Here is a 15083-nt window from a genome sequence, read left to right as displayed (position 1 = left end):
GGGCGGTGTCGAGGAACGAACATGATCAAGACTCAACACTTGGCAGGCCGTTGTCTGACGCGCCTGCTGATGCATTCCGTGCTGCTGTGCCTGCTGATGGCATGGGGCCTTTCCGTCAGCCAGACGGCGGCGGCCGCTGTCAGTGATGCGCAGGCCCGAGCGCTGCTGGAAGCGCTCGACACGCGCAGCTTCCAGGCCAAGGGCGACGCCGCCCAGGCGATCGCCGAGAGCGGCGCCGAGCAGAAGACGCGCTGGCTGCAGGCACTGCTCGACGGCCGCCTGGGCAAGGAGCGTCGCGGCGAGCGTTTCTACATCATCACCGATGACAGCGGCCGCGAGTGGCCGATCATCGATGCCATCACGTTCGAGGACGCCGGTACCGGCACACGACGCACGGTCGAGGCGTTCAAGATCAACAACGATCTGCGCACCCGTATCCAGGGGCTGCTGGCCTCGCTCTCCCTGAGCGCCGGCGACGAGGCTTCTCGGCTGGCGGCCGCCGGGCGTATGATCGGCGAAGTCACGGCCGACAACGCCGATAGCGTTCGCGCCATGCGCGACGACGAGGAGAGCCAATCCGTTCGCGGCCAGCTCGATGTCGCGCTGGCGCTCTACGATGTCCAGCAAGGCGATATCGACGCGCTCGACACCCTGCGCGGCAATCTCGATACGCGGGTGCGCAACACGTTGACCCCGATCGCCGCCGGTGATTCCGAGCTCGCCGCCGAGGCGCAGTCGGTCCTTGGCGGCATCGAGAGCAAGCGCGCCTGGTACGACCGTGCACAGACGCTGTTCTTCGGCCTCAGTGCCGGTTCGATTCTGGTGCTGGCGGCGATCGGTCTGGCGATCACCTTTGGCGTCATGGGCGTGATCAACATGGCCCATGGCGAGCTGATCATGATCGGCGCCTATACCACCTGGATGATCCAGCAGGCACTACCGGGGCAGCCGGGACTGGCGCTGGCGCTGGCCATTCCCGGCGGCTTCCTGGTTGCCGGTGCGTTCGGGGTGGTGATTGAACGCACCGTGATCCGCTTCCTGAAAGGCCGTCCGCTGGAGACGCTGCTGGCCACCTTCGGCCTCAGCCTGATCCTGCAGCAGCTGGTGCGCAGCGTGTTCTCGCCGCTCAATCGTCGCGTCACCTCGCCGGACTGGCTGCAAGGGGCGTGGCAGATCAACGAGGCGCTGTCGTTGACCCTCAACCGGCTGGCGGTGCTGCTGTTCTGCCTGGTGGTCTTTGCCGGCCTGTGGGCGCTGATGCGCTATACCCGGCTGGGGCTGGAGGTGCGTGCGGTAACCCAGAACCGGGCGATGGCCCGCGCCATGGGCGTACGTGCCACCCGTGTCGACATGCTGACGTTCGGGCTGGGCGCTGGCGTCGCCGGGCTGGCGGGGGTCGCCCTGTCCCAGTTGACCAACGTCGGCCCCAACCTGGGGCAGGGCTATATCGTCGACTCCTTCCTGGTCGTGGTCTTCGGCGGGGTCGGCAACCTGTGGGGAACGCTGGTGGCCGGCATGTCGCTCGGCGTGATCAATCAGGTGCTGCAGCCCTGGGTCGGCGCGGTACTGGCCAAGATCATCGTGCTGGTCGGCGTGATCCTGTTCATCCAGAAGCGCCCGCAGGGCATCTTTGCACCCAAGGGGCGGACCTCATGACGACCCAAACCTTATTGCACGAACGTGATCGGTCGCGTCAGGCGTTCCTTTCCCGCTCGACGCTGTTGACCAGCCTGGTGCTGATCGGCGGCATGCTGGTGGTGCTGGTATTGAACGCCTTGCCGGAATCGAGCGCCTGGCACGTCAGCAACGCCACGGTATCGCTGCTCGGCAAGTATTTCACCTACATGCTGCTGGCGCTGGCAGTGGATCTGATCTGGGGCTATCTCGGCATTCTCAGCCTGGGACATGGCGCCTTCTTTGCCCTGGGCGGCTATGCGATGGGGCTCTATCTCAACGCGCAGACCTCACCGCTGCCCGGCTGGCAGTCGATCATGGCCTACTTCCCGGTGGCGGCACTGGCGATCCTGCTGGCGCCGGGTCTGCTGGCGCTGGTATTCGGCTGGCTGGCGTTTCGCTCGCGGGTGACCGGGGTCTACTTCTCGATTATCACCCAGGCGCTGACCTTCGCGCTGATGCTGGCGTTCAATCGCAACGAGATGGGCATGGGCGGCAGTACCGGGCTGACGCGTTTCTACGAGCTGCTGGGCTTTTCGCTCGCGAGCGAGGGGATGACCGTAGCGCTGTTCGTGGCGTCCGGCATGGCAGTGCTGCTGGCGTTCTGGCTGTGTCGAGCGATCACGGTGTCACGCCTTGGCCGGGTCAGCGTGGCGACCCGCGATGCCGAGGCCCGGGTGCGCTTCATCGGCTACCGGGTCGACCACGTCAAGCTGGCGCTGTTCGTGGTCTCGGCGATGATCGCCGGGGTGGCCGGTGCGCTCTACGTTCCCCAGGTGGGGATCATCAATCCCAGTACCTTCGCGCCGCTGTTCTCGATCGAGGTGGTGGTATGGGTGGCGCTCGGCGGGCGGGCGACGCTCTATGGCGCGCTGCTGGGGGCGCTGGTGGTCAATTACCTGAAGACGGTGCTGACCGGGGTGATGCCGGATGCCTGGCTGTTCATTCTCGGGGGACTGTTCGTGCTGGTCACGATGCTGCTGCCGCAGGGCATTGCCGGGGTGATCTCGGCCTGGTGCGGGAAGCGTCGCGATGGAGAAGAGCAGGATCGACAGGAGGTGAGCGCATGAGCGTGATCGATAGCACTCGCTTCGACAGGTTGCGGGAATTCGCACGCCCGGATCGTGTTTTCGACTTCATGGCGCCGGCGCAGTCTCCGGTGGACGTGCGCCACGGCCCGATTCTCTACCTGGAGGACGTCAGCGTCAGCTTCGACGGCTTTCAGGCCATCAATCGGCTCAACCTGACCATCGATGACGGCGAGCTGCGCTGCATCATCGGCCCCAACGGGGCCGGCAAGACGACGATGATGGACATCATCACCGGCAAGACCCGACCGGATCACGGCCAGGTCTGGTTCGGCAGCCGACACAACCTGCTGACGCTGGACGAACCGCAGATCGCCAATCTGGGAATCGGCCGCAAGTTCCAGAAGCCCACGGTCTTCGAGGCACTCGACGTGACCGAGAACCTGGAACTGGCGATGGCCGGCGACCGACGGGTCTGGAAGACCTTGCTGGCTCGTCTCGACCGGGAAGGCCAGGCGCGTATCGACGAGGTGCTCGAGACCATCGGCCTGGCCTCGGCGCGGCATCGCCTGGCCGGCGTGCTGTCGCACGGGCAGAAGCAGTGGCTCGAGATCGGCATGCTGCTGATGCAGCGGCCCCGCCTGCTGCTGGTGGACGAGCCCGTCGCCGGCATGACCGAGCCGGAGATGCACCGCACCGCCGAGTTGCTGACGCGCCTCGCAGGCCAGCAGTCGGTGGTCGTCGTCGAACACGACATGGGCTTCGTGCGTTCGATCGCCAGGCAGGTTACGGTGCTCCACCAGGGCAGTGTGCTGGCGGAAGGGACCATGGACGAGGTCGCCAGCGATCCACGGGTGATCGAGGTCTATCTCGGCGGCGACGAGGAGGCGGCCTGATGCTGAGCGTCGACAAGCTCAATCAGTACTACGGGGAAAGTCACATCCTCCGCGACCTGTCGCTCGATGTGCCCGCCGGCCGCTGTACCTGCGTCATGGGACGCAATGGCGTCGGCAAGACGACGCTGCTCAAGACCGTGATGGGCGAGGTGGCGGCGCGCAGCGGGGCGATTCGCTTCGACGGCGAGGAACTGCTCAAGCGAAGACCCGAAGCGCGGGCGGGCTTGGGGATCGGCTATGTGCCCCAGGGGCGTCAGATCTTCGCCACCCTGTCGGTCGAGGAGAACCTGCGCATCGGCCTGCCGGCGAGAAGAGACAGGCAGCGCCGGATTCCCGAGCGTATCTACGAGCTGTTCCCGGTGCTCAAGGAGATGCGCTATCGTCGCGGTGGCGACCTCTCCGGCGGCCAGCAGCAGCAATTGGCGATCGGTCGGGCGCTGGTGCTCGACCCCAGGCTGTTGATCCTCGACGAGCCGGGCGAGGGCATTCAGCCCAACATCGTCGCGCAGATCGGCGAAGTCATCCGGCGTCTCAATCGCGAGGATGGCCTGACCGTGCTGCTGGTCGAGCAGAAACTGCCTTTCGCCCGGCGGTACGCCGACAAGTTCATGATCATGGATCGTGGCCAGGCGGTGGCCGGTGGCGATATCGCCGAACTGAGCGACGACCTGATCAAGCGACATCTGACAGTATGACGGTAGATCCTTCATGCCACTGGCAGGCGGCCCCCGCCGATTCGGGGCACCGGTTCGATGCGACCCGGCGTTGGGAGGCGTCGCTGTCGCTCGCGTTTGCGGTTCGCACCATGGACGCGGCATCCAACGGCGCGGCGCCAATGAGGCGCACGCGATTGACCCGAGCGCGACATCACGGCCCCTTGCGGGTGCAGCGGTCGTTCTATCCGGAATCGCCCCGGGCCGGGCTGGCCGATCCGTGCCATGTCTACCTGCTGCATCCGCCGGGGGGGCTGGTCAGCGGCGATGCCCTCAAGATCGACGTGAACGTCGAGGCTTCGGCGCATGCCGTGCTGACCACGCCGGCGGCGACCAAGCTCTATCGGGCGGACAGTCACGGCGTGGTCTGGTCCCAGACCAACCGGCTTGAAGTCGAGGATGGCGGGTTGCTGGAGTGGCTGCCCCAGGAAACGATCGCCTTCGACGGTTCGAAAGGGGAACAGCGCACCGAGATCTCGCTGACGGGCAATGCGCGCTGCCTGGGGTGGGAGATCATGGCGCTGGGGCGTCCGGCCAGCGCTCTCCCGTTCGAGAGCGGCCGCATCGAGCAGCGCTTTCAATTGCTTCACGACGGTCGGCCGCTATGGCTCGAGCGGCAACCGCTGGACCCGCTGCACCGGCGCTTTTCGGGGCGGTGGGGGCAGGGCGGCGCGACGGTCCAGGCGACACTGTGGGCAGCCGGCCTGACGGATCCGAGCCAGGCGGTGAAAGCGGTGCGAGACGCGCTGTCGGCAAGCCCGAACTGGGCCGTGACCCAGCGTCATGGCGTGCTGCTGCTGCGTTATCTCGGCGATTCGCGCAATGAAGCGTGGGCGCTTTGCCAGGCGGCCTGGCATGTGCTCAGGCCGCTACTGGTCGGCCGCGAGGCGTGCGAACCGCGGATCTGGTACACGTAGTCATCATGCCGACGGCGACGGATACTGGTCGACGAAGCCCGACGCTGTCGTTTGCGCTGCCCGAAGCCGGCGCAGTCGTAGCTCGTAGCTGCTGTTTAGCGCCCCGAAGCCGGCGCAGTCGTAGCTGGAAAGTCGAATGAATATTGAACAACGCGAAAAGTCAGGGAGCCGTCGCGATGGAATTGACCCCGAGAGACAAAGACAAGCTGTTATTGTTCAGCGCCGCGCAGCTGGCGGAACGGCGCCGGGCCCGTGGGCTCAAGCTCAACTACCCGGAGGCGATGGCGCTGATCAGCTTCGAGATTCTGGAAGGGGCGCGTGACGGGCGCAGCGTGGCCGAGCTGATGAGCTATGGGCGCGAGATCCTGACCCGCGAGGACGTCATGGACGGTGTCGCCGAAATGATTCATGAAGTGCAGGTCGAGGCGACCTTCCCCGATGGGACGAAACTGGTAACCGTTCACGATCCCATCGTCTAAGCGCACTGGAATGGCTGCGCTCGGCCATACCGCGTTTAATCTCGGCTTCCCATGCTCATTGAGCACCCAGTCAACTCCGCTGGCTCGCCGAGATTCGCCTTGTCTGGCCTTCGCTCGCTCATTCCCTCGGTCACTGCGGTTTAGTAAACAAGAAGGACGGTAAGCATGATTCCCGGTGAAATGCAGATTCAGGACGGCGAGATCGAGCTCAATGTCGGTCTCGAGACGCTCACGCTGGCGGTGGCCAATACCGGTGACCGGCCGGTGCAGGTGGGCTCTCACTATCACTTCGCCGAAACCAATCCGGCGTTGACCTTCGATCGCGCCAGGGCCCGGGGTTACCGTCTCGATGTGCCGGCGGGGTCGGCGATTCGCTTCGAGCCGGGACAGACCCGTGAGGTAACGCTGGTGCCCTACGTCGGCGGACGCCGCATCTACGGTTTCCGTGGCGACGTCATGGGCTTGCTGGATGGGTCCGCTGAAAACGACGGGGGTATCAACTGATGGTCAAGATCACCCGACAAGCCTATGCCGACATGTACGGCCCGACCGTCGGCGACCGGGTACGCCTAGGCGATACCGAACTGTGGATCGAGGTCGAGCGCGATGCCACCGTCTACGGCGACGAGGTCAAGTTCGGCGGCGGCAAGGTCATCCGTGACGGCATGGGACAGAGCCAGCGACACGACGATTCGGTCATGGATACGGTCATCACCAATGCCCTGATTCTAGACTGGTGGGGCGTGGTCAAGGCGGATGTCGGCCTGCAGAAGGGCCGGATCGCCGCCATCGGCAAGGCCGGCAACCCCGACGTGCAGCCCGGGGTCGAGATCGTCATCGGTCCGGGCACCGAAATCATCGCTGGCGAGGGCAAGATCCTGACTGCCGGCGGTATCGACGCGCATATCCATTTCATCTGCCCGCAGCAGGTGGAAGAGGCGCTGATGAGCGGCGTCACCACGATGCTCGGCGGCGGTACCGGGCCGGCCACCGGCTCCAATGCTACCACCTGTACGCCGGGCGAATGGCATCTGGGCAAGATGCTGCAGGCGGTCGATACCCTGCCGATGAACATCGGCCTGCTCGGCAAGGGCAACGCCAGCCTGCCCGAAGCCCTGGAAGCGCAGATCGTCGCCGGTGCGATCGGGCTCAAGCTGCACGAGGACTGGGGCACCACTCCCGCGTCGATCGACAATTGCCTGAGCGTGGCGGAACGATACGATGTCCAGGTGGCGATCCATACCGATACGCTCAACGAATCCGGCTTCGTCGAGGACACGATCGCCGCGTTCAAGGAACGCGGTATTCACACCTACCACACCGAAGGCGCGGGCGGCGGCCATGCGCCCGATATCATCACCGCCTGCTCGAAGGACTACGTGCTGCCGTCGTCGACCAATCCGACCCGGCCGTATACGGTCAATACCATCGACGAGCATCTCGACATGCTGATGGTTTGCCACCATCTCGACCCGAACATTCCCGAAGACGTGGCCTTCGCCGATTCGCGCATTCGCCGCGAGACCATCGCCGCCGAGGACATCCTCCACGACATGGGCGTGATCTCGATGATTTCGTCCGATTCGCAGGCGATGGGGCGGGTCGGCGAAGTGGTCTGCCGCACCTGGCAGACTGCCCACAAGATGAAGGTGCAGCGTGGCCTGCTGCCGGAAGACGAAGCGCTGGGCGCAGACAATTTCCGTGCTCGGCGCTACATTGCCAAATACACTATCAACCCGGCGCTGACCCATGGCATCGGCCACGAAGTGGGATCCGTCGAAGTCGGCAAGCTGGCGGACCTGGTGCTGTGGAGCCCGGCATTCTTCGGCGTGAAGCCGGCGCTGATCATCAAGGGCGGCATGATCGCGGCCGCACCGATGGGGGATGCCAATGCGTCGATTCCGACACCGCAACCGGTACACTATCGGCCGATGTTCGGCGCTTTCGGCAAGGCCGCCAGTGCGACTCGCTTGAGCTTCGTCAGTCAGGCGGCGCTGGATGCCGGGATCAAGGCAAGGCTGGGGCTGGAGAGCGAGCTCGTTGCGGTCAGGCAGGTACGGGGCGTGCGCAAGAGGGACATGAAGCTCAACGATGCCTGCCCGCATCTCACCGTCGATCCGCAAACCTACGAAGTGCGTGCCGACGGCGAGCTGCTGACCTGCGAACCGGCGACCGAACTACCGCTGGCGCAGCGTTATCATCTTTTTTGAGTGGGATATTCAACCGTCGGCCAGGGCACTTTTTCGATTATCTATCGTCTGGTTATTCCGGGTGCCCGGTATTGGCCTTCATGAGGCGAACAGACATGTGGAAATTGATTGAACGGCTGGAGGCGACGTCCGACGCCGAGGCCCTCGACAGCGTAACGCTACCGTTCGAACTGCGAATGCGGGGACGGTTGAAGGCGATCAGCAATGGCGGGCGCGAGATCGGCATTTTTCTGGATCGCGGACCGGTGCTGCGGGATGGGGCGCTGCTGCGCGCCGAAACCGGCGAGATCGTCGCCATCCGGGCCGCTGATGAGTCTGTCGTGACGGCATCGGTCCCGTCCGGCCTGGCGCTGGCCCGGCTCTGTTATCACCTGGGTAACCGGCACGTGCAACTGGCGATCGGCCACGGCGAAGGGGGCGGCTGGGTACGCTTTCCGCCGGATCATGTTCTCGAGGCGTTGGCCACGAGACTGGGCGCGACGCTGGAGCGACACAAGGCGCCGTTCGATCCCGAGCCGGGCGCCTACGCCGAGGGTCTCGGTCACGGACATGGGCACGATCATGGTCACCATCACGATCCCGCGGACGGCCATGGGCAGGTCTACGACCTCCAGCCACACCTGGCCCACCGTCATGGTCATAACCATGAGCATTGAGCGGTGGTAGCCGATGCGTGAACGTGATCCGCTGGCGCTGATGGGATTGATGCAATTGGTCAGTCCGGCCTTGCCGATCGGTGCCTTTGCCTGGTCACAAGGTCTCGAGAGCGCCTTCGAACTGGGCTGGGTGAGCGACGAAGAGAGTCTGGATGCGTGGTTGTCCGGCGTGCTGGAAGATGGTCTGACGTCATGTGAGCTGCCGGTTCTGGCTCGGCTTCAGGCCGCCTGGACGGTGGGAGATCACGAGTCGCTGCAGTACTGGAACGACTGGCTCCAGGCCAACCGCGAGACCGCCGAGCTGGCAGAGGAGGACCTGCGTCTGGGGCAGGCGCTGGCCCGCCTGCTGGATGATCTCGATCTGTTGCCGGCTTCCGGCTGGTTACCGCAGCGCCCGGCCTACGTCACGCTGTTCGCCTGGCTGGCCCATCGGCGCGGCATTGCCGTGGAGGATGCCCAGCTCGGCTTTGCCTGGGCATGGCTGGAAAACCAGCTGGCGGCTGCCTGCAAGGCGCTGCCATTGGGGCAGACGGCGGCGCAGCGGCTCATCGAGCGGCTTCGGCCCGAACTGGCCGGTGCCGTCGAAACGGCCAATCGGCTCACGGATGCCGAGCTGGGTCCGGCCCTGCCGGGCCTGGCGCTGGCAAGCGCGCTGCACGAGACCCAGTATTCACGGCTGTTCCGCAGCTGACGAAGACGCCGTCCGAATACCGCGATTCATTCAGCGTCTTCGGACGAGACAGCAGTTGAAGGTGAAGGGAATAGGAGAGCAACAAGATGAAGCACTGTTTACGCGTCGGTGTCGGCGGTCCGGTAGGCTCCGGGAAGACTGCGCTGCTCAAGCAGCTCTGTCTGGCGCTGCGCGAGCACTACGATATCGCCGTGGTGACCAACGATATCTATACCCGCGAGGATGCCGATTTCCTGCTGCGCCACGATGCCTTGGCCGCGGACCGCATCATCGGCGTGGAAACCGGGGGTTGCCCGCATACCGCGATTCGCGAGGATGCCTCGATGAATCTGGCGGCCATCGATGACCTTCACTCGCGCCATCCCGCGCTGGAACTGGTGCTGGTGGAATCCGGCGGCGATAACCTGGCCGCCACGTTCAGTCCCGAACTGTCGGACCTGACGCTTTACGTGATCGACGTCTCCGCCGGCGACAAGATTCCGCGCAAGGGCGGGCCGGGCATCACCAAGTCGGATCTGCTGATCATCAACAAGATCGATATTGCCGATTACGTTCACGCGTCGCTCGAGGTGATGGAGCGCGACGCCAAGAAGATGCGCGGCGAACGTCCTTTCGTATTCACCAATCTGCACGACGGCGTCGGTGTCGAGACGATCGTTCGTTTCATTCTCGATCGCGGCATGCTGCCGGATCGACGCAGTGAGGCGTGCCGAGCCATCGAGGATCAGGCGTTGCTGAGCGCCAACTGACTTGCGTCCGTATCATTCAAGGAGAACCATCATGATGTCATCCACCTTCACTGCCCGACGTCTGGCCTGGCTGGCCGCGCCGGTGGCGATGCTGGCTGCCTCGGCGGCCGTGGCGCACCCCGGCGCGCTGCCGCACACCCACGGCGGCAGCTTTCTGGCAGGCCTGATGCATCCGCTGTCCGGCCTCGATCATCTGCTCGCCATGCTGGCGGTCGGGCTGTGGAGCTGCCGTCAGGCATCCGCACTTCGCCGTGCCATGCCGCTGCTGATTGCGCTGGGCATGGTCGCCGGTGCCGGGCTCGCCTGGGGTGGCGTGCCGCTGCTGGGCGTCGAGTTCGGTATCGCCTCCAGCGTTCTGCTGGCAGGGGTGTTGGTGGCCAGTCTGGTCAAGCTCCCCAGCGCGCTGGGCGGAACGCTGGTCTTCGCGTTCATCCTGCTGCACGGCCACGCCCACGGCAGCGAGCTCGCACCGGGCGCGTCGGCGGCGCTCTATGCGCTCGGCTTCGTCATCGCCAGTGTGGGTATCACGCTGCTGGGTCGCTTGACCGGCAGTTGGCTGATGCAGCGCGACAACCGCTGGATGCGCGGTATCGGTGCCGCTATCGCCGCCGCCGGCGGTGCGCTGATGCTGGGCTGATTGTCGGCCGAGCCGCGTCGTATCAGAAACGGAACAGTTCTCTGGGGCCTTCGGGTCCCAGCCTCTGGAAGCCGCCCGACTTGGGCGGCTTTCTCTATGGAACCCGGTTGCCTTCGATCTTCGGCCGGTCGTTCCGGAGCCGCGCGCTTCGTGATGATCGATCAGTGCCGCGGATGACGTACCCGGCGGTAGCCGGCATTGATGAAACAGTAGCCGCCATAGGCGATGAGGCCGACGGCCACGGCGCCCAGAAGCCAGTCGCCGAAGGGCTGATGAGCCAGCAGGTCCAGGGCCGCGCCGAGACCTTGCGCGTCGCCGGGCGAGAGACGCCACGCAGCTAGTGCGAGCAGCCCACCGATCAGCAGGAAGGTGACACCGCGGGCCGCCAGGCCGAGCCGGGCGATGGCCTCGAGCAGGGGTAGGGGTGGGTTGGGTCGGCTTTGCAGATGCCAGTTCTTGCGATAGGCGCGTCGCCAGGCGCGCACCAGTTGATGGAAACCGACGCCGACGAAGACGAGGCCGATGGCCAGCAGCAGCCAGCGGCCGCCCGGAATTCCCATGAGCCGTTCGGTGTTCTGGGAGGATCCGCTGCCTTGGGACTGGGAAAGGCTGTGAAAGATCAGCGTGGCACATTGCCAGGCCAGCGTGGCATAGAGGCCGCCACTGATCGCGAACCCCAGCCGTTGAAGCCAGCCTTTCCAGTCGTTGCCCTTGCGCTCGGTATCCCAGAACGCCTGGGCCAGACGCCACAGGACGTAAGCGGTGAGCCCCAGGCCCATCAGCGCCAGCAGCACGCGTCCGAACGGCCACAGCGCGATTTTGCGAATGACGTCCGAAGCGCCACTTTCGCTGCCGCCAAGTCCTATCGTGGTGAGTAGCGCCAGCCAACCGATCGTCAGGTAGATGATTCCCTTGGCGACATAGCCTGCCGATGCGGTATGTTGCAGCCACTCGCGCAGGCTGAAGTGAATCCTTTTCATGCCGTTCCCTATGATTGAGCGCTACTAGCCTAGAAGAGAAAATGGCTTCGCGATACGGCGGCCGGGCCTCAACGCTCGGTGCGGTATGATTCTATGGCGCTTCGGACTTGCGGCGCCAGACACTTCAGGGACGAGTCTCCTCGAAGGCGAGACCCTTCAAAGACGAGACTCTTCAAAGGCCAGATTCTTCACAGGCCAGACTTTGCAAAGGCTAGACACATCGATGAAACATTATGTCGTCCGCCCACGTTCGGGTAAGGGATGGATCCTGACCCTGGCGTTCGTGGCGCTGATCGCTCTGGGGCTGTGGCCGGTGATCGGCTGGTTCAACCAGCCGCGGCTATGGCTGGGGCTGCCCTGGCTCGCAATATGGACCTACGTGATCGTGCTGGGGTGCTGGCTGGCCATGCTCCTCGCCAATCGCTGGCTGCGGGTGCCATCACATGACGACTAGTCTGTTGCCGCTGTGGATCACCCTGGGGTACATCGGCGTTGCGCTGTTCATCGGGTTGCGCGCCCGTGGCGGGCACCTGATGGATAGCCTGGAGGAGTGGGGCGTTGCCGGGCGAAGCATGGGGCCGATAACGCTCTATCTGCTGATCGCGGCGGGCAGCATCAGCGCCTACACCTTCATGGGCGCGCCCGGCTGGGCCTACAGCAAGGGCGTTGCCGTCTTCTACGTGGTGATCTATCTCTCCTATCTGGCGCTGGTGGCATGGTATTGCGGCCCCAAGGTGTGGGCCTTCGGCCAACGTTTCGGGCATGTCACCCAGGGCGCGGCGATCGCCGACCGCTATCAGAGTCCGCTGCTCGGCGGGTTGGCGGCCCTGGTGATGTCGATCGGCTCGCTGGCCTATGCGGTGCTCCAGACGATAGGGTCCGCCTATATCCTGTCGGTGATGAGCGGTGGGCGGATCCCGGTCTGGGCCGGCGTGATCGTGATTCTGAGCGTCATCGCGATCTATCTCTATGTCAGCGGTCAGCGGGCCATCGGCCTGACCAACGCCTTTCAGGGCATCTTGATGCTGGTCGTGGCCTGGACGGTCGGGCTGTGGGCGGCTCATCACGCTACCGGCGAGATGGGGTTCGCAAGCGTCTTCGAGCGCCTGGCTGTCGAACGGCCGGCGTTTCTGACCCTGCCGGGGGCCGATGGCAAGATGAGTTTCGCGTTCTGGACCACGTCGATCATCGTCTCGATGCTCTCGTTCATGCCGCCGGTCTGGAGCCAGTGGATGAGCGCGCGTTCGGCCGACACGATCCGGCGCAGCGCGACCTGGCTGCCGACCTACTATATCGTCGTGCTGCCGATGGTGGTGGTGGGCTTCATCGGCATCACCGCGCTCCCCAATCTGGGCCGGGCCGATACCGTGGCGCTCGAATTCGCGCTGCAGAACCTGCCGAGCTGGCTGGTGGGTCTGCTGGGCGCGGGAACGCTGGCCGCTGCCATGTCATCCTGCGAGCCGTTTCTGCATTCGGTATCGATGGCCTATGCCAAGGATATCGCTCAGCCGCTGTTTCGCCTCGGCGATGCGGCCACCGCGCGCCTCGCTCGTCGCTTGCTGATTCCCATCATGGCGTTGATCGTGGCGCCGGTGGCGATCAGCGAGCCGAGCAATCTGATCATGATCCTGTTGGTGGGGCTGGGGTTCGCGACGCAAGTGTTGCCGGCCTTCATCGGCATGTTCCTGTGGACCCGCGCGTCACGGTGGGGCGTGCTGGCCGGGATCTTGAGCGGGTTCAGCGTGACGCTGGCGTTCACCCTGGTCTGGCCCAATCCGCTCGGCATTCACGCCGGGTTCTGGGGGTTGATGATCAACCTGCCCCTGTTCGTGATCGTCTCCTGCCTGACGCCGCCGGTGAGAGACGACGTGGTGGAGCGCTTCTTTGAGCTTGCCATCCCTGGCAGGCTCCCTTCGGGACGCCGCTAGGCGGTGTCGAGAATCGCTCCCGACGATTTTCTGCCGTCGGCGCGCCAACGCTTTCTAGAGCGCCTTCGTCGCGCTGATCCCGCTGGCGGCGAGCGTCGATCAGACGACGTTCGTCGCCAGAATCTTGCGCAGAAACCGTTGCGTGCGCTCGTCCCTGGGCCGGCTGAACAATTCCGCCGGCGGCGCCTGCTCGATGATGCGGCCCTGGTCCATGAATACCACGCGATCGGCGACCTCGCGGGCGAACTGCATCTCGTGAGTGACGACGATCATGGTCTGATGTTCCGCGGCGAGCTGCTTCATCAGTCCCAGCACTTCCTCCACCCATTGCGGATCCAGCGCGGAGGTCGGCTCGTCGAACAGGATCACGTCGGCGTTGGCCGCCATCGCCCGGCCGATGCCCACGCGCTGTTGCTGGCCCCCGGAGAGCGAGGCGGGGTAGGCATCGGCCTTGTCGGCCAGGCCGATGCGCTCGAGAATCTCGCGGGCTCTGGCGTAGGCCTTGGCCTTGGGCATGCCGTCGACCACGATCATGCCCTCGGCGATGTTCTGCAGCGCGGTCTTGTTGGCGAACAGCGCATAGTTCTGGAACACGAACGCCGTGCGCCGTCTCAGCGCGAGGATCTGTTCACGGGTCGCCTGCGTCGCGTCGAAGCTGAGATCGCCAACGGTCAGATGGCCGGCATCGGGCGTCTCGAGAAAGTTGATGCAGCGCAGCAGGGTGGACTTGCCGGTTCCGGAGGGGCCGACGATGACGATGATCTCGCCGCGCTCGAGAGCGAGATCGATGCCGTCGAAGACGACATGGTCGCCGAATTGCTTGCGAATGCCCTTGAGTTCGATCATCGCTGATACGCCCGGTTGAGCCGTTGTTCCAGCCATTTTTGCACCCAGGAGAGTGCCTCGACCACGATCCAGTAGATCACCGCGACCACCAGGAAGGCCTCGAAGTAGAGAAAGCTGCCAGCGGCTTCCTTCTGGGTTGCCCCCATCAGCTCGGTGACGCCGAGGGTGAAGGCCAGCGATGTCGACTTGATCATGTCGATGAAGTAGTTCATCAGTGTCGGCGTGGCGACACGGGTCGCCTGTGGCAGCACGATCCTTCGCATCAACTGTGCACGTGTCATGCCGATGGAGAGTGCCGCTTCGGTCTGGCTTCGGTCGATACCCACGATGGCAGCGCGGATCGACTCCGCCATGTAGGCGGAGAAATGGAGCGTCAGACCGAGAATGGTGGCAGTGATGCCATTGATCGCGACCAGGAAGGTCAGTACCTGGGGCAGCCCGTAGTAGAACAGGAACAGCTGAACCAGCAGCGGCGTGCCGCGAAAGAACGAGATGAACAGCAGCGCAACGGCGTTGAGGCCGGGAATACGGGTCACCCTTACGATCGCCAGCAGGCACGCCAGTACCAGCGCACAGGCCATGCCGGCGGCCGCCATGGCAAGGGTCAGTGGCAGATAACCGAGAAGAATGGGCACCAGGCCCAGCATGTAGTCGAAATCGAGTGCGTGCATAGGGCTTG

At 64.6% G+C, this 15083-nt stretch carries 17 protein-coding genes; 14 read left to right on the top strand and 3 right to left on the bottom strand.

All coding sequences use genetic code 11. The annotated features are described in order from the left end of the window. Positions 1-21: 21 nt before the first annotated feature. From urtB to R5R73_RS12495, 12 genes are all read left to right on the top strand, one after another. Positions 22-1656, top strand: a complete 1635-nt coding sequence (gene urtB / locus R5R73_RS12550; RefSeq protein ID WP_322527701.1) for an urea ABC transporter permease subunit UrtB — start codon at positions 22-24, stop codon at positions 1654-1656. Beyond that, the gene (urtC, locus tag R5R73_RS12545) at positions 1653-2744 is read left to right on the top strand and encodes an urea ABC transporter permease subunit UrtC (protein ID WP_322527700.1); all 1092 of its coding nucleotides are present in this window, start codon (positions 1653-1655) and stop codon (positions 2742-2744) included. Before urtB ends, urtC begins: the two co-directional genes overlap by 4 nt. Further along, complete coding sequence (gene urtD, locus R5R73_RS12540) at positions 2741-3598, top strand: urea ABC transporter ATP-binding protein UrtD (protein ID WP_071231292.1); 858 nt, start codon at positions 2741-2743, stop codon at positions 3596-3598. The genes urtC and urtD overlap by 4 nt, the downstream gene beginning before the upstream one ends. Next, positions 3598-4293: an urea ABC transporter ATP-binding subunit UrtE gene (gene urtE / locus R5R73_RS12535; protein WP_110635821.1), complete on the top strand. Its 696-nt coding sequence runs from the start codon at positions 3598-3600 to the stop codon at positions 4291-4293. Before urtD ends, urtE begins: the two co-directional genes overlap by 1 nt. Then, on the top strand, positions 4290-5228 hold the full coding sequence (locus R5R73_RS12530) for an urease accessory protein UreD (RefSeq protein WP_071231290.1): 939 nt from the start codon (positions 4290-4292) through the stop codon (positions 5226-5228). The genes urtE and R5R73_RS12530 overlap by 4 nt, the downstream gene beginning before the upstream one ends. Positions 5229-5404: 176 nt before the next feature. Then, positions 5405-5707 carry an urease subunit gamma gene (locus R5R73_RS12525; RefSeq protein ID WP_110635824.1) on the top strand — a complete coding sequence of 101 codons (303 nt, stop codon included), beginning with the start codon at positions 5405-5407 and terminating at the stop codon, positions 5705-5707. A 165-nt stretch (positions 5708-5872) separates the two neighbouring features. Continuing rightward, complete coding sequence (locus R5R73_RS12520; RefSeq protein WP_322527699.1) at positions 5873-6211, top strand: urease subunit beta; 339 nt, start codon at positions 5873-5875, stop codon at positions 6209-6211. Next, positions 6211-7917, top strand: coding sequence for an urease subunit alpha (ureC, locus tag R5R73_RS12515; protein ID WP_322527698.1), 1707 nt, complete (start codon positions 6211-6213; stop codon positions 7915-7917). The genes R5R73_RS12520 and ureC overlap by 1 nt, the downstream gene beginning before the upstream one ends. Positions 7918-8012: 95 nt before the next feature. After that, on the top strand, positions 8013-8573 hold the full coding sequence (ureE, locus tag R5R73_RS12510) for an urease accessory protein UreE (protein ID WP_071231286.1): 561 nt from the start codon (positions 8013-8015) through the stop codon (positions 8571-8573). A 13-nt stretch (positions 8574-8586) separates the two neighbouring features. Further along, complete coding sequence (locus R5R73_RS12505) at positions 8587-9264, top strand: urease accessory protein UreF (RefSeq protein ID WP_276232442.1); 678 nt, start codon at positions 8587-8589, stop codon at positions 9262-9264. Between the two features lie 86 nt (positions 9265-9350). Next, positions 9351-10013, top strand: a complete 663-nt coding sequence (gene ureG, locus R5R73_RS12500; RefSeq protein WP_071231284.1) for an urease accessory protein UreG — start codon at positions 9351-9353, stop codon at positions 10011-10013. Between the two features lie 31 nt (positions 10014-10044). After that, positions 10045-10650, top strand: coding sequence for a HupE/UreJ family protein (locus R5R73_RS12495; RefSeq protein ID WP_322527697.1), 606 nt, complete (start codon positions 10045-10047; stop codon positions 10648-10650). Between the two features lie 161 nt (positions 10651-10811). Here R5R73_RS12495 and R5R73_RS12490 read toward each other — a convergent pair whose 3' ends face one another. Further along, positions 10812-11630 carry a DUF1206 domain-containing protein gene (locus R5R73_RS12490; RefSeq protein WP_071231282.1) on the bottom strand — a complete coding sequence of 273 codons (819 nt, stop codon included), beginning with the start codon at positions 11628-11630 and terminating at the stop codon, positions 10812-10814. 223 nt (positions 11631-11853) lie between these two features. Here R5R73_RS12490 and R5R73_RS12485 point away from each other — a divergent pair, with 223 nt between their 5' ends. Next, the gene (locus tag R5R73_RS12485; RefSeq protein ID WP_071231281.1) at positions 11854-12084 is read left to right on the top strand and encodes a hypothetical protein; all 231 of its coding nucleotides are present in this window, start codon (positions 11854-11856) and stop codon (positions 12082-12084) included. Continuing rightward, positions 12074-13558 (top strand): sodium:solute symporter family protein, encoded by a 1485-nt coding sequence (locus R5R73_RS12480; RefSeq protein ID WP_322527696.1) that lies wholly within the window; start codon positions 12074-12076, stop codon positions 13556-13558. Before R5R73_RS12485 ends, R5R73_RS12480 begins: the two co-directional genes overlap by 11 nt. A 99-nt stretch (positions 13559-13657) precedes the next feature. Here the strand turns inward: R5R73_RS12480 and R5R73_RS12475 are convergent, their stop codons facing one another. Both R5R73_RS12475 and R5R73_RS12470 read right to left on the bottom strand, forming a co-directional pair. Further along, positions 13658-14404 (bottom strand): amino acid ABC transporter ATP-binding protein, encoded by a 747-nt coding sequence (locus tag R5R73_RS12475; protein ID WP_322527695.1) that lies wholly within the window; start codon positions 14402-14404, stop codon positions 13658-13660. Then, entirely contained in the window at positions 14401-15075 is a 675-nt protein-coding gene (locus tag R5R73_RS12470; RefSeq protein ID WP_071231278.1) for an amino acid ABC transporter permease, read from the bottom strand. Before R5R73_RS12470 ends, R5R73_RS12475 begins: the two co-directional genes overlap by 4 nt. Positions 15076-15083: the final 8 nt, after the last annotated feature.

It is taken from the genome of Salinicola sp. LHM (assembly GCF_034479735.1).
Classification (GTDB): Bacteria; Pseudomonadota; Gammaproteobacteria; order Pseudomonadales; family Halomonadaceae; genus Salinicola; species Salinicola salarius.
Note: the sequence above shows the minus strand (reverse complement) of the source record. Positions and strands in the feature narration are given on the sequence as shown.